This is a genomic window from Pseudomonas sp. FG13 (genome assembly GCF_057809755.1).
Window position 1 is genome coordinate 1 of sequence record NZ_JBMDKO010000040.1, and the last position, 23,857, is coordinate 23,857.

Sequence of the window (23,857 nt, forward strand, 5' to 3'; positions counted from 1 at the left end):
CTACCGTCGTTGAATCCGATCAAGCCTTCCATCCCGCGTAATTGCGCATTGGAATGCCTCCAATGTTGATAGGCGAAAAGAGCGCGTGGCAGGTGAGAGCCGTTCGTTTTCAGGCGCCGAACGCGGAGCGTCCGTGGAGGCGTTCCCACGCAGAGCGTGGGAACGATCGGTGTGGTGTCGGCGGCCTTCCTGCTGATCGTTCCCACGCTCTGCGTGGGAATGCCGCCAGGGACGCTTCGCGTCCCAGCTCCGCGGCCGTCTGCACGCTACCATCGTTGAATCTCGATCAAGCCTTCCATCCCCGCGTAATTGCGTGCACTGGAATACCGCCAATGTTCCGGTAATTCCACATACCCACGCTTCACCGGGTTGAAGTGGATGTAATCCAGCTTTTGCCGCATGACTGTTTCGCTATGAATCTGCTCCGCATGTGAGCCTTCCTGCCAAAGCTGATACCCCCGGTCTTGCTTATGTGCCCGCTTGCTGAACCTCAAGCGTTGCAACGCTCGTTCTGCGCCTTTGCTCTGCAGGTCATCAATAATCTGGCGTGCCGTAAATGATTTGAACTGGCGCAAGCACTTGTTCAGGTTCGGTGCCTGGGCGACGAAATGCAGATGATTCTCCAGAACGACATAACCCAGCAGTTGCAGGTTCTGGTGGGCTTGCTGATAACGCCAGCAATCGAGCAGGTGATCGACGAGGTAGGGCCGTACAAACAGCGGCAGCCAGTCCATGAGCGTGCAGGTGAGAAAGTGCGGTTTGTCAGGTTCGGTGATGACGTAGCGGCTCCGGCCCATGGATGCATTCCTTTGTAGCGCGTGGAATGGTCATGTTGCAGTTGCCGATTCATGGCGTGATAGGCGAAAAGGGTACGTGGCAGGTGAGAATAGTCTGTTCGTTTGCAGGCGCCGAACGCGGAGCGTCCGTGGAGGCATTCCCACGCAGAGCGTGGGAACGATCGGTGTGATGTCGACAGCCTTCCTGCTGATCGTTCCCACGTTCTGCGTGGGAACGATCAGTAGCCTGGCTTCAGGCGCTCATCACTTCCCGAATATCAGCCGCCAATTCCCTTACCCGCGCCTCTTCGGTATCCCAAGAACACATGAACCGTGCGCCGCCCTTGCCGATGAAGGTGTAGAAGCGCCAGCCGCGGGCGGTGAGGGCAGCGATGGCGGGTTCCGAGAGTTGCAGGAACACGCCGTTGGCCTGGACCGGGAACATCAGTTCCACACCAGGGATATCGCTCACCAGTTGCGCCAGCAGTTGGGCGCAGTGGTTGGCGTGGCGGGCATGCTTGAGCCAGGCGTCGTTTTGCAGGAGGCCGACCCAGGGGGCGGAGAGGAAGCGCATTTTCGATGCCAGTTGCCCGGCCTGTTTGCAGCGATAGTCGAAGTCCACCGCCAGGTCGTGGTTGAAGAACAGGATGGCTTCACCCACCGCCATGCCGTTTTTCGTGCCGCCGAAGCACAACACGTCCACGCCCACTTTCCAGGTCAGGTCTGCCGGTGAGCAGCCGAGGAAGGCGCAGGCATTGGAAAAGCGCGCGCCGTCCATGTGCAGGTTCAGCCCCAGTTCCTTGCAGGTGGTGCTGATGGCGCGGATTTCGTCCGGTGTATAGACGCTACCGACTTCCGTCGCCTGGGTCAGGGTCACGACCCGGGGCTTGGGGTAGTGGATGTCCTGGCGCTTGAGGGCGATTTCGCGGATCGAGTCAGGCGTCAGCTTGCCGTTTTCAGTGCGAGCCACCAGCAGTTTGGAGCCGTTGGAAAAGAACTCCGGTGCGCCGCATTCGTCGGTTTCGACGTGGGCGGTTTCCGAGCAGATCACGCTGTGGTAACTCTGGCATAACGAGGACAGTGCCAGGGAGTTGGCCGCGGTGCCGTTGAACGCGAAGAACACTTCGCAGTCGGTTTCGAACAGGGCGCGGAAATCGTCGGCCGCCCGGTGGGTCCATTCGTCGTCGCCGTAGGCGCGCTGGTGGCCCTGGTTGGCTTCTTCCATGGCCGCCCAGGCTTCGGGGCAAATGCCGGAATAGTTGTCGCTGGCGAACTGTTGACTCTTGTCGGTCATGGCCTTGCTCCTGAAGTAGAGGTCCTGGGTAAAGATCCCTGGCAGAAATTCCCGGGTGGGGAGCTTCATGGTTCGGCGTGTTTGATCAACGGCGCCGTGGTCGATGTTGGTGCGCACTTTACCCAAGATTAGCGAGGGAACACACCGGATGTTTCTGTCAGGAAATCTCAACTTCAGTGGATCGCCCTTTACATGAGTCGGCGCGACGGGGCGTTGGACCTGCTCAAGTGGCTGGCTTTGTTGGCGATGGTGCTCGATCATCTGCGATATGTCGGTTTTTCCGCCGATTGGCTCTACGTGCCGGGACGCCTGGCGTTTCCCGGGTTCTGCCTGGCGATGGCGGCGAACCTGGCGCGGAACGGGGCCGGTTTCATGCCGTGGCGTTATCTGGGCTGGCTGTTACTGTTCAGCGCGATCAGTGAAATACCTTATCGATTGTTCATCCCCGACCCCTCTACATTGAATGTATTGCCGACACTGATCCTGGGGCTGTTGGTGGCGCGTGGTTGGCAGGCATCGCAATGGGAGGCCCGGTGCCTGGCGTTGGGGGCATTGCTGCTGGCGGCACTGTGCGCTTCACACCTGATGTTCGGTTTCTTCGGCGTGCTGCTGCCCTTGGCGATGTTGGTGGTGTTTCGTCGGCCCTGGTACTTCGCATGGTTACCAGGGCTGGTGTGCCTGGCGGCCAATCAGTGGCGGGTGCTTTATGGCGCCGCATGGCTGGGGAGTGGGGTGGCGGTGTGGGGCATGCTGGCTTGCCTGTTTGCGCCAGGACTCGGGTTCTTGTTTTTGCGACGGGCGGATCGTTTTCATCCGCCGGCGATGCGGCGTTGGGCGTATGCCTTGTATCCCGGACACTTCCTGGTATTGCTCGCGGTTCGCCAGGTCATCCAGTAACGCCCATGGAACAGTTGTGGGAGCAAGGCTTGCCCGCGACCAGGCGCCTGGTTAGCCGAGCGACCGCGTTGTTTTCATCGCGGGCAAGCCTTGCTCCCACAGCTTTGTTCTATCCACACCTTCAACTCTGCAAGTGCATGTCGTAAACGCGCCTTTGCGTGGCGTCCATAGGCATTTGACCTGCCTGCGCCAGCCATACCATCGCATCCAAAGGGCACTGTCGAACGGGCGGTGCCTCACCAAGACAAAAAGGCGTACCGACGCCGCTGGGAGAGACGCGATGTTCAGCAAGCAAGACCAGATCCAAGGTTACGATGATGCACTGCTGGCGGCGATGAACGCCGAAGAGCAACGCCAGGAAGATCACATCGAACTGATCGCGTCAGAGAACTACACCAGCAAGCGTGTCATGCAGGCCCAGGGCAGCGGCCTGACCAACAAATACGCCGAAGGCTATCCAGGCAAGCGCTACTACGGTGGCTGCGAGCACGTCGACAAGGTCGAAGCCCTGGCCATCGAACGCGCCAAGCAACTGTTCGGCGCCGATTACGCCAACGTCCAGCCGCACTCCGGTTCCTCGGCCAACAGCGCCGTGTACCTGGCCCTGCTGCAAGCCGGCGACACCATCCTGGGCATGAGCCTGGCCCACGGCGGTCACCTGACCCATGGCGCCAAAGTGTCGTCCTCGGGCAAGCTCTACAACGCCGTGCAGTACGGCATCGACACCACCACCGGCTTGATCGACTACGACGAAGTCGAGCGCCTGGCGGTCGAGCACAAGCCGAAAATGATCGTTGCCGGTTTCTCGGCCTATTCCAAGACCCTGGACTTCCCACGCTTCCGCCAGATCGCCGACAAGGTCGGTGCTCTGCTGTTCGTCGACATGGCTCACGTCGCTGGCCTGGTTGCCGCCGGTCTGTACCCGAACCCACTGCCTTACGCCGACGTGGTCACCACCACCACCCACAAGACCCTGCGTGGTCCGCGTGGCGGCCTGATCCTGGCCAAGTCCAACGAAGAGATCGAGAAGAAGCTCAACGCCGCGGTATTCCCGGGCGCCCAGGGCGGCCCGCTGATGCACGTGATCGCCGGTAAGGCGGTGTGCTTCAAGGAGGCGCTGGAGCCTGGCTTCAAGGCCTACCAGCAGCAAGTGATCGAAAACGCCCAGGCCATGGCTGGCGTGTTCATCAAGCGCGGCTACGATGTAGTGTCCGGCGGCACCGATAACCACCTGTTCCTGGTCAGCCTGATCCGTCAGGGCTTGACCGGCAAGGACGCCGATGCCGCCCTGGGTCGCGCTCACATCACCGTCAACAAGAACGCCGTGCCGAACGATCCGCAGTCGCCATTCGTGACTTCGGGCCTGCGCATCGGTACCCCGGCGGTGACCACGCGCGGCTTCAAGGTTTCCCAGTGCGTGACGCTGGCCGGCTGGATCTGCGACATCCTCGACAACCTCGGCGACGCCGATGTCGAGGCCAATGTCGCCCAGCAAGTGGCAGCCCTGTGCGCGGACTTCCCGGTTTATCGCTGAGTCGGTTTTGGAGTAATGACTATGCAACGCTATTCGGGCTTCGGCCTCTTCAAGCACTCTCTCAGCCATCACGAAAACTGGCAGCGGATGTGGCGTACGCCGACGCCGAAAAAGGTCTACGACGTGGTTATCGTCGGCGGTGGCGGGCATGGTCTGGCGACCGCCTACTACCTGGCCAAGGAGCACGGCATCACCAACGTGGCCGTGGTCGAGAAAGGCTGGCTGGGCGGTGGTAACACCGCGCGCAACACCACCATCGTGCGCTCCAACTACCTGTGGGACGAATCGGCCCACCTGTACGAACACGCGATGAAACTCTGGGAAGGTCTGTCCCAGGACTTGAACTACAACGTGATGTTCTCCCAGCGCGGTGTGTACAACCTGTGCCACACCCTGCAGGACATCCGTGACTCCGAGCGTCGGGTCAACGCCAACCGCCTCAACGGTGTGGATGGCGAGCTGCTCAACGCCAAGCAAGTGGCCGACGAGATTCCGTACCTGGACTGCTCGAAGAACACCCGCTACCCGGTATTGGGCGCTACCGTTCAGCGTCGCGGCGGCGTGGCCCGTCACGATGCCGTGGCCTGGGGCTTTGCCCGTGCCGCGGACGCCCTCGGCGTGGACCTGATCCAGCAGACCGAAGTGATCGGTTTCCGCAAGGAAAACGGCGTGTGCATCGGTGTGGAAACCAACAAGGGCTTCATCGGCGCCAAGCGCGTCGGCGTGGTGACCGCCGGTAACTCGGGGCACATGGCCAAGCTGGCCGGCTTCCGCCTGCCGGTCGAATCCCACCCGTTGCAAGCGTTGGTGTCCGAGCCGATCAAGCCGATCATCGACAGCGTGATCATGTCCAACGCAGTGCACGGCTACATCAGCCAGTCCGACAAGGGCGACCTGGTGATCGGTGCCGGTATCGACGGCTGGGTCGGCTACGGCCAGCGCGGTTCGTACCCGGTGATCGAGCACACCATCCAGGCCATCGTCGAGATGTTCCCGGTGCTCTCGCGGGTGCGCATGAACCGTCAGTGGGGCGGCATCGTCGACACCACGCCGGACGCCTGCCCGATCATCTCCAAGACGCCGGTGCCGAACATGTTCTTCAACTGCGGTTGGGGTACCGGTGGCTTCAAGGCCACTCCGGGCTCGGGCAACGTGTTTGCCGCCAGCCTGGCCAAGGGTGAAATGCACCCACTGGCCGCACCGTTTTCCATCGACCGTTTCCACAACGGTGCATTGATCGACGAACACGGCGCTGCTGCCGTCGCCCACTAACAGGAGAAATTCCCTATGTTGCACATCTTCTGTCCTCACTGCGGCGAACTGCGCTCCGAAGAGGAATTCCATTCGTCCGGCCAGGCGCACATCCCGCGTCCACTGGACCCGAACAGCTGCACCGACGAGGAGTGGGGCGACTACATGTTCTTCCGCGACAACCCTCGCGGTTTGCACCATGAGTTGTGGATCCACGCTGCCGGTTGCCGCCAGTACTTCAACGCGACCCGCGACACCGTGACCTACGAAATCCTGGAAACCTACAAGATCGGCCAAAAGCCGCAATTCACCGACAAGGCTGACAGTCCGAAAGCGGCCGCACAGGCTCTGGGAGAGAAGGTATGAGCCAGATCAATCGCCTGTCCAACGGCGGACGGATCGACCGCAACAAAGTGCTGAGCTTCACTTTCAACGGCCAGACTTACAAGGGCTTCGAAGGCGACTCCCTGGCCGCTGCATTGCTGGCCAACGGCGTCGACATCATCGGCCGCAGCTTCAAGTATTCCCGTCCACGGGGCATCTTCGCCGCCGGTGCGGAAGAGCCGAACGCGGTGCTGCAGATCGGCGCCACCGAAGCCACGCAGATTCCTAACGTGCGTGCCACGCAACAGGCGCTGTACCAGGGCCTGGTCGCCACCAGCACCAACGGTTGGCCGAGCGTGAACAACGACATGATGGGCATTCTCGGCAAGGTCGGCGGCAAGCTGATGCCGCCGGGCTTCTACTACAAAACCTTCATGTACCCGCAATCGTTCTGGATGACTTACGAAAAGTACATCCGCAAGGCCGCCGGCCTGGGTCGCTCGCCGACCGAGAACGATCCGGATACCTACGACTACATGAACCGTCACTGCGACGTGCTGATCGTCGGTGCCGGCCCTGCCGGCCTGGCCGCGGCCTTGGCCGCCGGTCGCAGCGGTGCGCGGGTGATCGTGGCTGACGAGCAGGAAGAGTTCGGTGGCAGCCTGCTCGATTCCCGCGAAAGCCTGGACGGCAAGCCGGCGACCGAGTGGGTCGCGGCGGTGGTGGCTGAGCTGCGCTCGATGCCGGAAGTGTTGCTGTTGCCTCGCGCCACGGTGAACGGTTATCACGACCACAACTTCCTGACCATCCACGAACGCCTCACCGATCACCTCGGTGACCGCGCGCCGATCGGCCAGGTGCGTCAGCGTATCAACCGCGTCCGCGCCAAGCGCGTGGTGCTGGCCACCGGTGCTTGCGAGCGTCCGCTGGTCTACGGCAACAACGACGTGCCGGGCAACATGCTGGCCGGTGCAGTCTCTACCTATGTGCGTCGCTACGGCGTGGCACCGGGCAAGAAGCTGGTGCTGTCCACCAACAACGACCACGCCTATCGCGTTGCGCTGGACTGGTTCGACGCCGGCCTGCAAGTCGTCGCCGTCGCCGATGCCCGCAGCAACCCACGTGGTGCGCTGGTGGAAGAAGCACGCGCCAAAGGCATCCGCATCCTCACCGGCAGCGCCGTGATCGAGGCCCGTGGCAGCAAGCGCGTGACTGCTGCTCGCGTCGCCGCGATCGACGTTCGCGGACAAAAAGTCACCAGCCCCGGCGAATGGCTGGACTGCGACCTGGTCGCCAGCTCCGGCGGCTACAGCCCGGTGGTCCACCTGGCTTCGCACCTGGGCGGCAAGCCGATCTGGCGTGAAGACATCCTCGGTTTCGTACCGGGCGAAGCACCGCAGAAACGTGTATGCGTCGGCGGCGTGAATGGCGTCTACAGCCTCGGCGATACCCTGGCCGATGGTTTCGAGGGCGGCGCGCGCGCGGCCAGCGAAGCCGGCTTCAAGACCGTGGAAGGCGTTTTGCCTAAAGCCCTGAGCCGCCACGAAGAGCCTACCCTGGCGCTGTTCCAGGTGCCGCACGAAAAAGGGACCGCACGGGCGCCAAAGCAGTTCGTCGACCTGCAGAACGACGTCACCGCCGCCGCCATCGAGCTCGCCACCCGCGAAGGCTTCGAGTCGGTGGAGCACGTCAAGCGCTACACCGCACTGGGCTTCGGTACCGACCAGGGCAAGCTGGGCAACGTCAACGGCCTGGCCATCGCGGCCCGTTCGCTGAACGTGAGCATCCCACAGATGGGCACCACCATGTTCCGTCCGAACTACACGCCGGTGACATTCGGCGCGGTGGCCGGCCGGCACTGCGGGCACATCTTCGAACCGGTTCGCTTCACTGCGCTGCATGCCTGGCATGTGAAGAACGGCGCTGAATTCGAAGACGTCGGCCAGTGGAAGCGCCCTTGGTACTTCCCAAGGAACGGCGAAGATATGCATGCCGCGGTCAAGCGCGAATGCAAGGCTGTGCGCGACAGCGTCGGCCTGCTGGACGCCTCGACCCTGGGCAAGATCGACATCCAGGGTCCGGATGCCCGTGAGTTCCTCAACCGCATCTACACCAACGCCTGGACCAAGCTCGACGTGGGCAAGGCTCGCTACGGCCTGATGTGCAAGGAAGACGGCATGGTGTTCGACGACGGCGTGACCGCCTGCGTCGCTGACAACCATTTCATCATGACCACCACCACTGGCGGTGCGGCTCGTGTGCTGCAATGGCTGGAGATCTACCAGCAGACCGAATGGCCGGACCTGAAGGTGTACTTCACCTCGGTCACCGACCACTGGGCAACCATGACCCTGTCGGGGCCCAACAGCCGCAAGCTGTTGAGCGAAGTCACCGACATCGACCTGGATCGTGACGGCTTCCCGTTCATGACCTGGAAAGAAGGCCTGGTGGGTGGCGTGCCGGCGCGGGTGTTCCGGATCTCGTTCACCGGCGAGCTGTCGTACGAAGTCAACGTGCAGGCCGACTACGCCATGGGTGTGCTCGAGAAGATCGTCGAGGCCGGCAAGAAGTACAACCTGACCCCGTACGGCACTGAAACCATGCACGTACTGCGGGCCGAGAAGGGCTTCATCATCGTCGGCCAGGACACCGACGGCTCGATGACCCCGGACGACCTGAACATGGGCTGGTGCGTAGGCCGTACCAAGCCGTTCTCGTGGATCGGCTGGCGTGGCATGAACCGTGAAGATTGCGTGCGTGAGAACCGCAAGCAACTGGTGGGCCTCAAGCCGATCGACCCGAATGTCTGGCTGCCGGAAGGCGCACAGTTGGTCTTCAACCCCAAGCAGTCGATCCCGATGACCATGGTGGGTCACGTGACCTCCAGCTATGCGCACAACTCCCTGGGCTATTCGTTCGCCATGGGTGTGGTCAAGGGGGGCTTGAAGCGTATCGGTGAGCGGGTCTTCTCGCCGCAGGCTGATGGCAGCGTGATCGAGGCAGAGATCGTTTCTTCGGTGTTCTTCGATCCGAAGGGCGATCGGCAGAATATTTGATACCTGATCGTTCCCACGCTCCGCGTGGGAATGCATCCCGGGGCGCTCCGCGCCCCAAAGCGGACGCAGCGCGTCCATGGCGGCATTCCCACGCAGAGCGTGGGAACGATCAATTCAAGAGACAGGTGCTATATGACAGCAGCCAATGTTTACCAACAACGCCCAACCACCGGGGCCAAAGCCGAGTCGTCGCTGCATCATGCCGACCTCGCCAGCCTGGTGGGCAAGGGTCGCAAGAACGCCGGCGTGACCGTGCGCGAGAAAAAACTCCTGGGTCACCTGACCATCCGTGGCGATGGTCACGATGCGGCATTCGCCGCGGGCGTGCACAAGGCTCTCGGCATCGAATTGCCGGGCGCGTTGAGCGTTATCGTCAAGGGCGAGACCAGCCTGCAATGGATGGGGCCGGATGAATGGTTGCTGGTCGTGCCGACCGGTGAGGAGTTCGCCGCCGAGCAGAAACTGCGTGAAGCCCTGGGCGACCTGCACATCCAGATCGTCAACGTCAGCGGCGGCCAGCAGATTCTCGAACTGTCCGGCCCGAACGTGCGCGACGTGCTGATGAAGTCCACCAGCTACGATGTACACCCAAGCAACTTCCCGGTGGGCAAGGCCGTGGGCACGGTGTTCGCCAAGTCGCAACTGGTGATCCGCCACACCGCCGAAGACACCTGGGAACTTCTGATCCGCCGCAGCTTCTCCGATTACTGGTGGCTGTGGCTGCAGGATGCGTCGGCTGAGTATGGTTTGAGCGTGCAGGCCTGATTTTTGGCCTTGGCGGTCAATCTGTGGGAGCAAAGCTTGCTCGCGATCGGGCTACCTCGGTTTCAACGAGACTGCGTTGCTTTATCGCGAGCAAGCTTTGCTCCCACAGAGGCCTCCCTGCCATAGCAGCAGTTGTTCACAATCAACAGGAGTCACCGCAATGAGCCGCGCCCCAGACACATGGATTTTGACTGCCGACTGCCCCAGCGTGCTCGGCACGGTGGACGCGGTGACCCGCTTTCTGTTCGAGCAGGGCTGCTACGTCACCGAGCACCACTCCTTCGATGACCGGCTTTCGGGGCGTTTCTTCATTCGTGTGGAGTTTCGCCAACCCGATGGTTTCGACGAGCAGGATTTCCGTGCCGGCCTGGCCGAGCGCGCCGAAGCCTTTGGCATGGTGTTCGAACTGACGCCGCCCAACTACCGGCCGAAAGTGGTGATCATGGTGTCCAAGGCCGATCACTGCCTCAACGACTTGCTCTACCGCCAGCGCATCGGCCAGTTGTCCATGGACGTGATCGCGGTGGTGTCCAATCACCCTGATCTCAAGCCGCTGGCCGACTGGCACCAGATTCCCTACTACCATTTCCCCCTGGACCCGAACGACAAGCCGGCCCAGGAACGGCAGGTTTGGCAGGTGATTGAAGACACCGGTGCCGAACTGGTGATCCTCGCCCGCTACATGCAGGTGCTGTCGCCGGAGCTGTGTCGCAAGCTCGACGGCAAGGCGATCAATATCCACCACTCCCTGCTGCCGGGTTTCAAGGGCGCCAAACCGTATCACCAGGCCTACAACAAGGGCGTGAAACTGGTCGGCGCCACGGCGCACTACATCAACAACGACCTGGACGAGGGCCCGATCATCGCCCAAGGCGTGGAGGTCGTGGACCACAGTCATTATCCCGAGGACCTGATCGCCAAGGGGCGGGATATCGAAGGGCTCACATTGGCCCGGGCCGTGGGGTATCACATTGAAAGACGAGTTTTCCTGAACGCCAATCGTACGGTGGTGCTCTGACGGGCGCCATCGCGAGCAGGCTCGCTCCCACGGGAGATTGTGTATCCATTGTGGTAGCGAGCCTGCTCGCGATGAGGCGCTCCCATACAGCGCAGAAACAAAGACACAAGCACTAACCCGAGCAATCAACGCGCTGCCTGCCTGGGCAGCGCGGTTTCATAAAAACAACAGCGAGGTGAAAGCATGTCCGGTAATCGTGGTGTCGTGTATCTCGGCAACGGCAAGGTCGAAGTCCAGAAAATCGACTATCCAAAAATGCAGGACCCGCGTGGCAGGAAGATCGAACACGGCGTCATCCTGCGCGTGGTCTCCACCAACATCTGCGGCTCCGACCAACACATGGTGCGCGGCCGTACCACCGCCCAGACCGGCCTGGTCCTGGGTCACGAGATCACCGGTGAAGTGATCGAGAAAGGCAGCGACGTCGAGAACCTGAAGATCGGTGATCTGGTGTCGGTACCGTTCAACGTTGCGTGCGGTCGTTGCCGTTCCTGCAAGGAACAGCACACCGGCGTCTGCCTGACCGTCAACCCGGCCCGTGCCGGCGGTGCCTACGGTTACGTGGACATGGGTGATTGGACCGGCGGCCAGGCCGAATACGTGCTGGTGCCGTATGCCGACTTCAACCTGCTGAAACTGCCGGACCGTGACAAGGCCATGGAGAAAATCCGTGACCTGACCTGCCTGTCCGACATCCTGCCTACCGGTTACCACGGCGCAGTGACTGCCGGCGTTGGTCCTGGCAGCACCGTGTATATCGCGGGTGCCGGTCCGGTCGGCCTGGCGGCTGCAGCTTCTGCTCGTCTGCTCGGTGCAGCGGTGGTGATCGTCGGCGACGTCAACTCCATCCGCCTGGCTCACGCCAAGGCGCAGGGCTTTGAAGTTGTCGACCTGTCCACCGACACGCCATTGCACGAGCAAATCGCCGCGTTGTTGGGCGAACCTGAAGTCGATTGCGCCGTTGACTGCGTAGGCTTCGAAGCCCGTGGTCATGGTCATGACGGCGTCAAGCACGAAGCCCCGGCCACCGTGCTCAACTCGTTGATGCAAGTGACCCGTGTCGCCGGCAAGATCGGTATTCCTGGCCTGTACGTCACCGAAGATCCGGGCGCGGTCGATGCCGCCGCCAAGATCGGTGCCCTGAGCATCCGTTTCGGCCTCGGCTGGGCCAAGTCCCACAGCTTCCACACTGGCCAGACCCCAGTGATGAAGTACAACCGTGCGCTGATGCAGGCGATCATGTGGGACCGCATCAACATCGCGGAAATCGTCGGCGTACAGGTCATCAGCCTGGACGACGCGCCGAAAGGCTACGGCGAGTTCGACGCTGGCGTGCCGAAGAAATTCGTGATCGACCCGCACAAGCTGTTCAGCGCGGCGTAAGGCTGTAGGCAAGACGGAAAAAGGGCGACAGTGATGTCGCCCTTTTTATTGGGTCCCAGGGGCTCATTTTTTGTCTTTGGTCAGGGTCAGCGCTCGGGGATAGATCACATTGCCCTGATTATCTTCCTGGGGATTTCCCTCGTATTGGCAGGTGTCTCCCGTAGCGGAAATGGAGACTGCTCTGAGATTGTGGCTCAGGAAGTCGTCTGAGTTGGATTGAAATTGTTCCCCCGACCAAGAGCCTCCGTTTGCATCGGTTGCGGTGTATTTGAAGCCTTCATTATGTGGAGGTGGAAAAGATGAGGAAGCATGAAAAGACTTTATGGTGCCCGGCTGAGGGCATGACGCGATATTCGCAGCGTGGATAAGGCCAGGCAAAGCCACGAGCGAAAACATCCCGGCGAGCATTATTTTGCACATTCGATGTACTCCGTGACTTGATGACAGTCTGGATGTTCATCGATAGGCAGGCCCTCGACTACTGTCAGAGCTGACAGCATTCAAGGCTGATAAGAGATAGGCCCGCTCGTTTATATACCCATAAGTTGTTCGTTTCATTCCCCGTCAGCATGGATAACCCAACTCAGGGCTGGGTTACAGTGGCCGTTTTGACTCGCTCGCAGAAGTCAGGGTAGAAACCCCAGACATTCGTATCCCGACATTCATGCTGGGCCTGGGCAAGCGCATCCCTGTCGAATGTGAGGCTGCGGGGCAGGCTGGCGAAGGTGGTGTAGCCGTCCCTTTGGGTCTTGATCGCGTCGAACCCCCGCATGTCGTAGACCAGTTCAACGTCGTCGTCGGCAAGGAGCCGGGCCTTGACCGTTACCTGAGGGTACTGCTTCCCTCCTGGGGCGTTATTGAGCGCGGCGAGGCCATGGCCGACAACGCGTAGCAGGCGCGGCACCCAACCCTCGTCGGTCCCGTCGGCGTCCGGGCGATAGGTCACGGTAAGCGTTTGCTGGTCGCGGGTGACCGCGGTCAGAGACGGGTCGGAGCGCTTGATGCGGTGCTCGATGGTCAGCCAGGTCTTCTGCTCTTCGCTGACGCCATCGGCAACTTCCGGATTCAGCGGTCCTCGCTGGCATTCGTTGACACCCAGCGCAATCAGCATGCCCGCCAGGATGACCGCGAGGGTGGCGCCACCAATTTTTACGTCCATGGGCAAACTCTTCAGGGGGAGGCGCACTGTACGGTATCTATTGACTCCGGGTCATCTGCCAGCGGCGGGTGAACGATAAATCAATCAGAAACTCAGGTTGAAGTCGTCAGCATTGATGAGATTGCACACCTGAAGGGCAAGATTTTCGCAGCGCCGGTTCGTCCACTCTGAAAAAGGCGGCTGTACTTGAAGATACTGGAGGGCCAGATTTACGGACGCATATGCGCAAGTGAGGGTTGCTCTTCCCGGTGTTTGTGGAACGTCAATGTCGTGGAGAGCAAACTCGGCACCGTTGAGTTTCATGGATGCGGGATCGACCATTTTAATAGCGCTCTGATCTGCCCACTCCCGATCATCCTGTACTTCTATGGACTTAACATCCGAGAGTTTCAGGTGTTCACGAACCTCCGCAATGGCAGGACAGGTTATTTCACCGGCCTTAACATGGTTGATAAACAATAGAAGTAACCACGTGCATCCCGTCAGAGTATTTTTCATGTCCAGGCTCCATTGGTTCACATTGAACATGGTCCCCATTGGAGCCGATCGAGCTACTGTCAATCCTGACAGTTTTTTATGCCTATGTAGAATTAGCTCGCAGCCTTCATAGCACTTTCGGTGATAGTCGTCCTCTATGCGGGGGACATCGAGGGACGTTTCTAGCTTGGTCCGAAGACGGTCGGAATGTGGCCGGGGAACAATCCCTGCTGCCCTCAGTCCAACCCACGATTTTGTGCCGCCCTCATCTCGGGCGGTTTTTTTTGGCTCAAGAGGACGTTCGCAATGAAGGTTTCACGCGGTTTTGCACTGTCTTGCCTGCTCTCGCTGGCGGCCAGTCCAGCCTTCGCGCAGTTCAGCCTCAGTGATGCGGCCAATGCGGTGGCGGCCATGCAGGGCGGTCAGGGTGAGCAGGGGAAGGGCGCCGTGGCCGCCGCACCCGAGGCCGCCGGGCTGCTCAACACGTTGGGTTCGGAATTGAAGATCACACCGGAACAGGCCGTCGGCGGTGCCGGTGCGATGTTGGGGCTGGCGAAGAATCGTCTCAGCGAACCGCAGTTTTCCGAGTTGAGCCAAAGTGTGCCGGGCCTGGACCAGATCGCCGGCAACAGCGCCATCGGCGGGCTCAATGGCCTGGGCGGCCTGCTCGGTGGCGGTTCGCAGAAGAATGCCCTGCTCGATGGCCTGCTGGGCAACGTCAAGGACACCAATGACTTGAACAACGCCTTCAGTGCGTTGGGCATGGACAGCGGCATGATCGGCCAGTTTGCCCCGGTGATCCTCCAGTACCTCGGCCAGCAGGGCGTGGCCAGCTCCTTGCTGCAGAACCTCGGCGGCATCTGGGGCTCCGGCGCCGGTCTCTGATCAGCGGCGTTCGTCAAGCAAGGCGACGATGCGCCGGTCCTTTTCGGTCCAGAGCTGGTTGACCCAGTTCTGGACGTACTGGCGAAACACCGGATCGTTTTCGTAATCGCCTTGCCACAGTGCAGGATCCAGCGGACGAGTCTGGATGTCGATGATGACCCTCGGCACGGAACCGTTGATCAAATCCCAGAACCCCGGAATCCGCTCCTGCGGGTACACCACGGTGACATCCAGTATCGCGTCCAGTTGTTCGCCCATGGCCGCCAGCACGAACGCCACGCCACCGGCCTTGGGCTTGAGCAAGTGGGTAAAGGGGGATTGCTGCTGCTGGCTTTTTGCGGCGGTAAAGCGTGTCCCTTCGAGGTAGTTCACCACGGTGACGGGCTGGCGCTTGAACAGCTCGCAGGCCGCCCGAGTGATTTCCAGGTCCTTGCCGGCCAGTTCCGGGTTCTTTGCCAGGAAAGCCTTGGTGTAGCGCTTCATGAACGGATAATCCAGCGCCCACCAGGCCAATCCCAGGAACGGCACCCAGATCAGCTCCTTCTTGAGGAAAAACTTGAAGAACGGCGTGCGCCGGTTGAGGGTCTGGACGAGGGCGGGAATATCCACCCAGGATTGGTGATTGCTGATGACCAGGTAAGACGTATCGCCACGCAAGCCTTCGCCGCCGCGAATGTCCCAACGGGTGGGGATGCACAGGGCGAAGATCAGTTTGTCGATCTCGGCCCAGGTTTCGGCGATCCACATCACCCCCCACGAGGCATAGTCGCGAAGGCGTCCGGGCAGGATCAGCTTGAGCAGCGCGAACACCATCAACGGCCCGAACAGCACCAGGGTATTGAGCAACAGCAGCAGGGTGACGAAACAGCCGGTGAGCAGGCGGCGCATAAATGACTCTTGCAAGCGGGTGGGCGGGCCATGATAAGCAGCTTCGGGCGGCAGGCCAAATTGTGGTGGACGAATGTTTCACCTTTTGAGCGATATGCTGGTTGCCCTTCTGGAGCAACCGAACGAATCCGCCGCTCACGGTCTAAAAAGCCACTCACACGGAGCCCTATTGCATGAAATCCATTTTCGCCCTGCTTTCCCTGGCGGCCCTTCCCGTGCTGGCCGCCGAGCCGACCCTCTATGGACGTTACGAATACATCGCGCTGCCGGAAATCGGCGGTGAGGTGCTCAAGGCCAAGATGGACACCGGGGCCCTGACCGCCTCGTTGTCGGCCAAGGACATTGAAACGTTTACCCGCGACGGTGATGAGTGGGTGCGCTTCCGCCTGGCGACCAAGGACGCGAGCAACAAGGTCTACGAGCACAAGATCGCACGCATCAGCAAGATCAAGACCCGTTCCGAGGAGGATGAGGACGACGATGAAAAGATCGCCCCCACCAAACGTCCGGTCGTGGACCTGGAGCTGTGCCTGGGTAACGTCAAGCGTACCGTCGAGGTCAACCTGACCGACCGCAGCAGTTTCAATTACCCGCTATTGATCGGCGCCAAGGCCCTGCGCGAATTCGGTGCGGCGGTGAACCCGGCCCGACGTTTCACGGCGGACAAGCCCGACTGCTGATTTCCCCGATTGACGTGCCCCAAGGCTTGGGGCACCGTTCCGGCAACTTTACTGTCGGGCTCGCAAGACATGCCTCATATTCTGATTGTCGAAGACGAAGCCGCCATCGCCGATACGCTGGTGTTCGCCCTGCAAGGGGAGGGCTTCGAGACCACTTGGCTGAGCCTTGGGGCCGCCGCGCTCGAACACCAGAAAAGCACCCCCGCGGACCTGATCATCCTCGACGTGGGGCTGCCGGATATCAGTGGTTTCGAGACTTGCAAAAATCTCAGACGTTTCAGCGACGTTCCGGTCATTTTTCTGACAGCCCGGGATGGTGAGATCGACCGGATCGTGGGTCTGGAGATCGGTGCCGATGATTACGTGGTCAAACCCTTCAGCCCTCGCGAAGTGGCCGCCAGGGTCCGGGCGATCCTCAAGCGGGTAGCGCCAGTGCCACGACCGGCCGGGGAACTGGGCGCGGCGTTGTTCCAGGTGGACAGCGATCGCGTGCAAATCAATTATCGCGGTAAACCGCTGAACCTCACTCGCCACGAATTCCGCCTGCTGAACTGTCTGCTGGAGCAGCCCGAACGGGTATTCAGTCGCGAACAGCTGCTCGACGCCCTGGGCGTGGCCAGCGATGCCGGCTACGAGCGCAGCATCGACAGCCACATCAAGAGCGTGCGCGCCAAGTTGCGCCTGGTCAGGGCCGAGGCCGAACCGATCCAGACCCATCGTGGCCTCGGCTATAGCTACAGCCCGGGGCATAGCTGATGCCGTTGGGAATCCGCATCTTTCTGGTCTATGTGCTGTTCATCGGCTTGACCGGGTATTTCGTGCTCGGCACGGTGATCGAGCAGATCCGTCCCGGCGTTCGTCAGTCCACCGAGGAAACCCTGGTGGACACGGCCAACCTGATGGCCGAGATCCTGCGGGATGATTTCAAGGCTGGGACGCTCAACCAGAATCGTTGGCCGCAGCTGCTCAAGGCCTACGGTGAGCGTCAACCGGCGGCGACGATCTGGGGCTTGCCGAAGAACCAGGTCAGCCATCGCATCTACGTCACGGATGCCAAGGGCATCGTGGTACTCGACTCCAGCGGCGTGGCGGTGGGCCAGGACTACTCGAACTGGAACGATGTCTACCTGACCCTGCGTGGCCAGTACGGTGCCCGCTCGAGCCGCAGCGTCGCGGATGACCCGAGCTCTTCGGTGATGCACGTCGGTGCGCCGATCCGCGATAACGGCCGGATCATCGGCGTGGTCACGGTGGCCAAGCCCAACAGCTCGCTACAGCCCTATATCGACCGCACGGAACGGCGACTGCTGCTCTATGGTATCGGCTTGATCGGCCTCGGCCTGGTGCTGGGGGCGTTGCTGTCGTGGTGGCTCAGCTCGGCGCTACGCCGCTTGACCGCCTATGCCCAAGCCGTCAGCCAAGGGCAGCGAGTGGAAGTGCCGCATTATCGCGGCGGCGAGTTCGAGCAACTGGCGCACGCCCTGGAGCACATGCGTACGCAGCTCGAAGGCAAGGCCTACGTCGAGCGCTACGTGCACACCCTGACGCACGAACTCAAGAGCCCGCTGGCGGCGATTCGCGGCGCCGCCGAGCTGTTGCAGAGCGACATGCCCGCCGCGCAGCACCAGCGCTTTGTCAGCAACATCGACAGTGAAAGCGTGCGCATGCAACAGCTAATCGAACGGTTGCTCAACCTGGCCCAGGTCGAGCAGCGCCAGGGCCTGGAAGAACAGGTCGCGGTGCCGCTGGCGGCGCTGCTGGATGAACTGCTGGAGGCCCGTAGCGGTTGGATCGAACGCCGGCAACTGCGGGTCGAGCGGAACATCGCCGCCGACCTGACGCTGACCGGCGAAGCGTTTCTGTTGCGCCAGGCCTTGGGCAACCTGCTGGACAATGCCTTGGATTTCACCCCCGCCGAAGGCGTGTTGCGCGTCAGTGCCGGGCGTAGTGGCAATCGTGTCGAGATCCGCCTGTTCAACCAGGCCGAGCCGATTCCCGACTACGCCCTGCCGCGCCTGAGCGAGCGCTTCTATTCCCTGCCGCGCCCGGACACCGGCCGCAAGAGCACCGGCCTGGGGCTCAATTTCGTGGAGGAAGTGGTGCAGCTGCATGGAGGCGAATTCGCTATCGGCAATGTCGAGGGCGGGGTGGAAGTGGTGCTGCGGTTGCCCTGAGATTCGGCGCATAGCCTTTGTGGGAGCGAGCCTGCTCGCGAATGCGGTGAACCCGTCGACATCATCCTCAATGACACACCGCTTTCGCGAGCAGGCTCGCTCCCACAGGTTCTCTAGTCTCCACACAATCTCCACATTGCCTACATAAACAGCCCACACAGCGCCGCCAGACTCTCCCCATTCGAACAGGGAGAGCCCCACATGAACCGCAGTCTCGCCATAAAACTGGGCATGATCGCCCTATTGATTCTCTTGCTGATGATTCCGCTGTTGATGATCAACGGCCTCATCGACGAACGCCAGTCCCTGCGCGACGGTGTGTTGCAGGAGATCGCCAGCAGCTCCAGCCACAGCCAGCAGCTCATCGGGCCGATGATCGTGGTGCCGTTTCGCAAGGACGTGCGGGTCTGGAATACCAACGAAAAAACCGGTGTCCGCTTCTTGGAAACCGTTGAGCAGAGCGGTGAGTTGTATTTCCTGCCGGAGCAGTTCGAAGTCGACGGCCAGGTCCGGACCGAAACCCGTGCCCGGGGGATCTACGAGGCGCGGTTGTTCCACGCCGACAACCGGATCGATGGACGCTTCAAGGTGCCTGAGCGCTATGGCCTGGCCGCCAAGGATATGGCCGATTACCGCTTCGGCGAACCGTACCTGACCGTGGGCATCAGCGACATCCGGGGTATCGAGAATGCGCTGACTCTGAAACTCAACCAGCAGACGGTGGACTTCCTCCCCGGCTCGCGGGTCGGCTGGGTGGGGCAGGGGGTGCATGTGCCGCTGCCGATGGTCAACGCCCAGAACAGCGCCGAACTGACTTTCGGTTTCGACCTGAGCCTGCAAGGCACCGGCGAGTTGCAGATCCTGCCGGTGGGCAAGACCAGCAAAGTGCACTTGACCGCCGACTGGCCGCACCCGAGCTTCATCGGCAACTACTTGCCCGTCAGCCGCGACATCAACGAGAAGGGCTTCAGCGCCGACTGGCAGACCTCGTTCTTCTCGACCAACCTTGAAGAAGCGTTGCAGAACTGCGTGTCGGGCGAGAGCTGTGAGACGTTCCGCAGCCGTGCCTTCGGCGTGAGCTTCATCGACCCGGTGGACCAGTACCTCAAGAGCGATCGTGCGATCAAATATGCGTTGCTGTTCATCGCCCTGACCTTCGCCGGCTTCTTCCTTTTCGAAGTGCTCAAGAGCCTGGCGGTGCACCCGGTCCAATATGCCCTGGTGGGCGTGGCGCTGGCATTCTTCTACCTGCTGCTGTTGTCTCTGTCGGAACACATCGGCTTTGCCCCGGCGTACCTGGTGTCGGCCAGTGCCTGTGTACTGTTGATCGGGTTCTACGTCTGCCATGTGCTGCGCAGCGTGAACCATGGCCTGGGCTTCTCGGCGGGGTTGGCGGCGCTGTATGCCTTGCTCTACGGCTTGTTGAGTGCCGAAGACTACGCACTGTTGATGGGCTCGCTGTTGCTGTTCGGGCTGTTGGGTGTGTTCATGGTGCTGACCCGTAAACTGGATTGGTACGGGGTCGGATCGAAACCGGCGCCTGCCATGACCTTCGATCTGGGAGAGGTGAAATGAGCCGGTCGCTGGGGTTGCGCGAAGATCGGCGGGTGAGGGAAGTGCTCGTGGCGCTTGTATCTGAGTTGTTTCCGTTGGATCCGGTGGGCCTCTATCGCGAGCAGGCTCGCTCCCACAGGTCCGGGGCTGTCCTTTGTGGGAGCGAGCCTGCTCGCGATGAGGTCGTCACATTTGGAGAAAGATCTAGATCCTGGGCACGGTAGCGACCATTGAAGGCCGCAAGCTCACCTCGGCAAACCACGCCGCCAGCTGCGGATGGGTCTTGCGCCATTCCAGGTCGGGATGGCGCAGGTCCAGGTAACCCAAGGCGCAGGCGACGCTGATGGACGCCACGTCAAAATGGCTGGCCAGTTCGGCAATCGCTTCGGCTTCGAGCATGCCCAAGGCGCGGCGAATCTTGTCCCGTTGGGCGTCGAGCCATTCGTCCCAGTGCTTTTCCGCCGGCCGCAGGGCGGTTTCATAGCGGACCATCACCGCCGCATCCATGATCCCGTCAGCCAGGGAGGCCAGGGTCAGGCGCCGCCAGCGGGCCGCGCCGTCACGGGGGATCAGTGGATTGCCGACGTGCTGGTGATCGAGGTAATCGAGGATGACGCGGCTGTCGTGGATCACACTGCCGTTGGCCAGGCGCAGGGCCGGGATCTTGCTCAACGGGTTGTCATCGATGAGTTTCTGGTCCGGTTTGACGGGCGTGAGCTGGCTGAGCTGTAACGCCACGCGGTCCTGCTGGCCGGTTTCGTGCAGCAGCACCAGGACCTTGCGAACGAAGGGCGAGGCGGGGTTGTGGAACAGCGTCATGCTGGGAACGGACATGGCAGCGTCTCGATCAGGGAAGGATGTCGCGCAGCATAGCGCGATCATCAATGCGCAAGGCAAGGGTGACCGAGCCCTGCGGCCCGGTCTGTGCCTCGGATCACACGGCCGGTTGAAGGGCCTGCGGCTCCAACGGGGCTGGCGTTGCCGGTTGTTGCTTGAGTTCCCGGGCGACGGTCCAGACGATGAACGCAGCAATCACGTCAAAAATCGCCAGCAGCACGAACAGCGGGCTATAGCCGATTTTTGTCACCATCACGCCAAACAACAGCGTGAAGGCCGCGGCGCCCAGGTAACCGAACATGCCGCCCATGCCGGTGGCGGTGGCGACTTCATTCTTGCCGAACGAGTCGGACGTGATGGCATACAACGCACCCGACAGGGTCTGGTGGGCAAAGCCACCAATGCACAGCAGGGCGATTGCGGTGTACGGACTGTCCACCAGGCCGATGCAGGCCGGGCCAACCATGCAGGACGCGCCGAACAGCAAGACCATCTTGCGGGAGGTGAACAGTGACACTTTGCAGTATTTGTGAAAGAACGGGCTCAGGTAACCGCCCAGCACGCAACCCAGGTCGGCGGCCAGGAACGGCAGCCAGGCGAACATCGCGATCTCCTTGATGTTCATGTGCCGCTCGGTCATCAGATACAGCGGGATCCAGGCGTTGAAGGTCTGCCAGGCCGGCTCGGAGAGGATCCGGGCGCTGGCGATGGCGTAGAAGTTGCGGCTGGCGATGATCTTTTTCCAGTTGCCTTTCTTCGGATTCTGCTCCTGGAAGTGGGCTTCCTGGCCGCTGATGATGTAATCGCGCTCGGTGTCGCTCAGGCGCTTCTGGTCACGGGGGTGCTTATAGAGGACCAGCCAGAGAAACGTCCAGACGATGCCCAGGCCACCGACGATCAGGAATGCCAGTTCCCACCCACTGTTCAGGATTGCCCAGACCACCAGCGGCGGCGCGAGGACAGCACCGATCGACGAGCCGATGTTGAACCAGCCGATGGCGACCGAGCGCTCCTTGGCGGGGAACCATTCGGTCGATGCCTTGACGGCGGCGGGCAGCCCGGCGGCTTCTGTCAGGCCAAGCAAGCCACGGAAAAATGCCAGGCCTTGCCAGCCCGAGGCCATTGCTGCGGCGGCGCAGGCGATAGACCAGGCGAAGGCGAAAATGGCGAAGCCCATCTTGGTGCCAATGGCATCGATGATGTAACCGGCCACCGGCTGCATCAGCGCATAGCAGATTTGCCAGGCGACGACGATATGGGAGTACTGCTCGGTGGAGATATTCATCTCGCTCATCAGGGTCGGAGCGGCCACCGAGAGGGTATTGCGCGCCAGGTAGTTGACCATCAGGCCGGCCGTGACCAGGCCGACCATCCACCAGCGGATGCCTTTGATCTTCATCACTTCACCATCGATTATTTTTGGAGTTGGTGTCGCTGTTGTAGGTTGTCGTACAACATTTGCCTTTATAGGAGCGCAAGGAATAATTTGTCAACAAATATGTCAGATATTGGGCGAGTTTCAGGGCGCCCGAGGATGGCGTCATCGTATGACTGGTCTGTGGAGGGGGCTCAATCGGTTAGAGCGCCCTGGTGACTCAGCGGCGCGGGACCAGTCCCCACACCGCCACGACAGAAGGGATACCCAGCCCCAGCCAGCTCACCGCATCCCACAGACCATCGCCGAGCAAGGCGCTGAATAGCCCAGCTGCGCAAAGGGCGCCAATGGCTGCGGGCATGCCGAACACTTTCCAGACACTTGACTGCCGGGGCTTCACGAGACGGCCTCCCTATCGGCAGCCACGCGCAGGTTCGTTCTACGCCGCACCACCCAGAGGTAAACGCCGCTGCCGAGGACGATGATCGTTAGCACGTCCAGGGCCGCCCAGAAGATCTGCATCGGCCTGCCGCCGTAGTCGCCGAAGTGCAGCGGCAGGGACAGGCTCATCAGGTCCATGTACCACGGTCGTTCGGCCACGGCGGTGACGTCCAGAGTGCTGGCGTCGATGAGTACCGGTGTCAGCAGATGGGCGGTCAGGTGGGTACTGCCCTTCATGAACACGCCATAGTGGTGTGCGCTGGAAAACAAGGTGCCGGGGAAAGCAATGAAGCTCGGCTCCATGCCGGGTGCGACGTTCCTGGCGATGTCCAGCAGGCGGGTGGCCGGCGCCAGTTGCTCCAGTGGCGCCGCGTTGCGGTAGGGCTCGACCATGGCACTGAGACTGTCGTTGCGCCACGCCGCGATGATCAGGTCGGCGCAGGCGGCGATTACGCCGGTGACTCCAACCGTCAATGCCCAGACCAGCGTGACCACGCCGATCAGGTTATGCAGGTCGAGCCAGCGCAGACGCGGGGACTTGTCCTGGCGCACCGTGGCGAACTTCAGGCGCCGCATGAACGGCAAGTACAGGACCACGCCGGAAACGATGGCGACCACGAACAGCAGTCCCATCGATGCCAGCAATAATTTGCCAGGCAGTCCGGCATACATGTCCACGTGCAGGCGCCGCATGACCATCATGAAGCCGCCATTGGCCGCAGGTGTCTCCAGGGCCTCGCCGGTACGGGCGTCGAGCATGAAAGTATGGGAGGCATTGGGTTCGGTACCCGGTGTCGGGGCCATGATGGTGACGACGCCGTTGGGCTCGTCCTCGTCCCAGCCAAAATACTGCACCACTTCACCCGGGCGATGGGCCTTGGCCTTTTCCACCAGTTGCTGGAGGTCAAGCCGCGGCGTATCGGCGGGCATGTCCCGAAACTCCGGAGCATCGCCCAGCAGGTGTTCGATCTCGTGATGGAAAATCAGCGGCAACCCGGTGACTGCCAGCATCAGCAGGAACACTGTGCAGATCAGGCTGGACCACGTATGGACGAAGGACCAGCGGCGGATGGTTTTACTTTTCATGAG

Annotated in this window: 23 protein-coding genes; 13 read left to right on the top strand and 10 right to left on the bottom strand. The window is 61.3% G+C overall.

The window, feature by feature from the left end:
* Positions 1 to 266: 266 nt before the first annotated feature.
* Positions 267 to 797 carry an REP-associated tyrosine transposase gene (locus tag ACODTO_RS23320; RefSeq protein ID WP_489107107.1) on the bottom strand — a complete coding sequence of 177 codons (531 nt, stop codon included), beginning with the start codon at positions 795 to 797 and terminating at the stop codon, positions 267 to 269.
* A gap of 232 nt (positions 798 to 1,029) precedes the next feature.
* Positions 1,030 to 2,070: a threonine aldolase family protein gene (locus ACODTO_RS23325; RefSeq protein WP_139640710.1), complete on the bottom strand. Its 1,041-nt coding sequence runs from the start codon at positions 2,068 to 2,070 to the stop codon at positions 1,030 to 1,032.
* A gap of 192 nt (positions 2,071 to 2,262) precedes the next feature.
* On the opposite strand from ACODTO_RS23325, the gene ACODTO_RS23330 reads away from it, so the two are divergent.
* The 8 genes from ACODTO_RS23330 (at position 2,263) to fdhA (ending at position 12,298) form a co-directional block, all read left to right on the top strand.
* A complete protein-coding gene (locus ACODTO_RS23330; protein ID WP_489107108.1) occupies positions 2,263 to 2,967 on the top strand; it encodes a TraX family protein in 705 nt (234 codons plus the stop codon).
* Between the two features lie 280 nt (positions 2,968 to 3,247).
* Entirely contained in the window at positions 3,248 to 4,501 is a 1,254-nt protein-coding gene (gene glyA, locus ACODTO_RS23335; protein ID WP_024779447.1) for a serine hydroxymethyltransferase, read from the top strand.
* Between the two features lie 21 nt (positions 4,502 to 4,522).
* Positions 4,523 to 5,773: a sarcosine oxidase subunit beta family protein gene (locus ACODTO_RS23340; RefSeq protein ID WP_024779446.1), complete on the top strand. Its 1,251-nt coding sequence runs from the start codon at positions 4,523 to 4,525 to the stop codon at positions 5,771 to 5,773.
* A gap of 15 nt (positions 5,774 to 5,788) precedes the next feature.
* Positions 5,789 to 6,118 carry a sarcosine oxidase subunit delta gene (locus ACODTO_RS23345; RefSeq protein WP_024779445.1) on the top strand — a complete coding sequence of 110 codons (330 nt, stop codon included), beginning with the start codon at positions 5,789 to 5,791 and terminating at the stop codon, positions 6,116 to 6,118.
* Complete coding sequence (locus ACODTO_RS23350; RefSeq protein WP_139640705.1) at positions 6,115 to 9,132, top strand: sarcosine oxidase subunit alpha; 3,018 nt, start codon at positions 6,115 to 6,117, stop codon at positions 9,130 to 9,132. Before ACODTO_RS23345 ends, ACODTO_RS23350 begins: the two co-directional genes overlap by 4 nt.
* Positions 9,133 to 9,264: 132 nt before the next feature.
* Positions 9,265 to 9,897, top strand: a complete 633-nt coding sequence (locus tag ACODTO_RS23355; RefSeq protein ID WP_041022257.1) for a sarcosine oxidase subunit gamma — start codon at positions 9,265 to 9,267, stop codon at positions 9,895 to 9,897.
* Positions 9,898 to 10,057: 160 nt separating this feature from the next.
* Complete coding sequence (gene purU, locus ACODTO_RS23360) at positions 10,058 to 10,915, top strand: formyltetrahydrofolate deformylase (protein ID WP_489107109.1); 858 nt, start codon at positions 10,058 to 10,060, stop codon at positions 10,913 to 10,915.
* Between the two features lie 183 nt (positions 10,916 to 11,098).
* Positions 11,099 to 12,298 carry a formaldehyde dehydrogenase, glutathione-independent gene (gene fdhA, locus ACODTO_RS23365; protein WP_041022259.1) on the top strand — a complete coding sequence of 400 codons (1,200 nt, stop codon included), beginning with the start codon at positions 11,099 to 11,101 and terminating at the stop codon, positions 12,296 to 12,298.
* A gap of 63 nt (positions 12,299 to 12,361) precedes the next feature.
* On the opposite strand, the gene ACODTO_RS23370 is transcribed toward fdhA, so the two are convergent.
* The 3 genes from ACODTO_RS23370 to ACODTO_RS23380 all read right to left on the bottom strand — a co-directional run bounded on the left by ACODTO_RS23370 (position 12,362) and on the right by ACODTO_RS23380 (position 13,955).
* Complete coding sequence (locus ACODTO_RS23370) at positions 12,362 to 12,706, bottom strand: hypothetical protein (RefSeq protein WP_489107110.1); 345 nt, start codon at positions 12,704 to 12,706, stop codon at positions 12,362 to 12,364.
* Positions 12,707 to 12,881: 175 nt separating this feature from the next.
* Positions 12,882 to 13,457, bottom strand: a complete 576-nt coding sequence (locus ACODTO_RS23375; protein ID WP_489107111.1) for a hypothetical protein — start codon at positions 13,455 to 13,457, stop codon at positions 12,882 to 12,884.
* A gap of 84 nt (positions 13,458 to 13,541) precedes the next feature.
* Positions 13,542 to 13,955 carry a DUF3757 domain-containing protein gene (locus ACODTO_RS23380; protein WP_489107112.1) on the bottom strand — a complete coding sequence of 138 codons (414 nt, stop codon included), beginning with the start codon at positions 13,953 to 13,955 and terminating at the stop codon, positions 13,542 to 13,544.
* A 285-nt stretch (positions 13,956 to 14,240) separates the two neighbouring features.
* On the opposite strand from ACODTO_RS23380, the gene ACODTO_RS23385 reads away from it, so the two are divergent.
* Positions 14,241 to 14,819, top strand: a complete 579-nt coding sequence (locus ACODTO_RS23385) for a DUF2780 domain-containing protein (RefSeq protein ID WP_139640701.1) — start codon at positions 14,241 to 14,243, stop codon at positions 14,817 to 14,819.
* Here ACODTO_RS23385 and yihG read toward each other — a convergent pair whose 3' ends face one another.
* Positions 14,820 to 15,707, bottom strand: coding sequence for a 1-acylglycerol-3-phosphate O-acyltransferase, YihG family (yihG, locus tag ACODTO_RS23390; protein ID WP_139640699.1), 888 nt, complete (start codon positions 15,705 to 15,707; stop codon positions 14,820 to 14,822).
* A gap of 173 nt (positions 15,708 to 15,880) precedes the next feature.
* Here yihG and rloA2 point away from each other — a divergent pair, with 173 nt between their 5' ends.
* From rloA2 to creD, 4 genes are all read left to right on the top strand, one after another.
* Complete coding sequence (rloA2, locus tag ACODTO_RS23395; protein WP_489107113.1) at positions 15,881 to 16,387, top strand: retropepsin-like aspartic peptidase RloA2; 507 nt, start codon at positions 15,881 to 15,883, stop codon at positions 16,385 to 16,387.
* Between the two features lie 69 nt (positions 16,388 to 16,456).
* On the top strand, positions 16,457 to 17,143 hold the full coding sequence (gene creB / locus ACODTO_RS23400) for a two-component system response regulator CreB (RefSeq protein WP_175362383.1): 687 nt from the start codon (positions 16,457 to 16,459) through the stop codon (positions 17,141 to 17,143).
* A complete protein-coding gene (creC, locus tag ACODTO_RS23405) occupies positions 17,143 to 18,561 on the top strand; it encodes a two-component system sensor histidine kinase CreC (protein WP_489107114.1) in 1,419 nt (472 codons plus the stop codon). Before creB ends, creC begins: the two co-directional genes overlap by 1 nt.
* Before the next feature lie 201 nt (positions 18,562 to 18,762).
* Positions 18,763 to 20,136 (top strand): cell envelope integrity protein CreD, encoded by a 1,374-nt coding sequence (creD, locus tag ACODTO_RS23410; RefSeq protein ID WP_489107115.1) that lies wholly within the window; start codon positions 18,763 to 18,765, stop codon positions 20,134 to 20,136.
* Positions 20,137 to 20,319: 183 nt separating this feature from the next.
* Here creD and ACODTO_RS23415 read toward each other — a convergent pair whose 3' ends face one another.
* The 4 genes from ACODTO_RS23415 to ACODTO_RS23430 all read right to left on the bottom strand — a co-directional run bounded on the left by ACODTO_RS23415 (position 20,320) and on the right by ACODTO_RS23430 (position 23,854).
* A complete protein-coding gene (locus ACODTO_RS23415) occupies positions 20,320 to 20,949 on the bottom strand; it encodes a glutathione S-transferase (RefSeq protein ID WP_053190510.1) in 630 nt (209 codons plus the stop codon).
* A 100-nt stretch (positions 20,950 to 21,049) separates the two neighbouring features.
* Positions 21,050 to 22,351: an MFS transporter gene (locus ACODTO_RS23420; protein ID WP_139640686.1), complete on the bottom strand. Its 1,302-nt coding sequence runs from the start codon at positions 22,349 to 22,351 to the stop codon at positions 21,050 to 21,052.
* 196 nt (positions 22,352 to 22,547) lie between these two features.
* Positions 22,548 to 22,727, bottom strand: a complete 180-nt coding sequence (locus ACODTO_RS23425) for a hypothetical protein (protein WP_139640684.1) — start codon at positions 22,725 to 22,727, stop codon at positions 22,548 to 22,550.
* Positions 22,724 to 23,854 (bottom strand): PepSY-associated TM helix domain-containing protein, encoded by a 1,131-nt coding sequence (locus ACODTO_RS23430; protein ID WP_024779429.1) that lies wholly within the window; start codon positions 23,852 to 23,854, stop codon positions 22,724 to 22,726. Before ACODTO_RS23430 ends, ACODTO_RS23425 begins: the two co-directional genes overlap by 4 nt.
* Positions 23,855 to 23,857 lie beyond the last annotated feature (3 nt).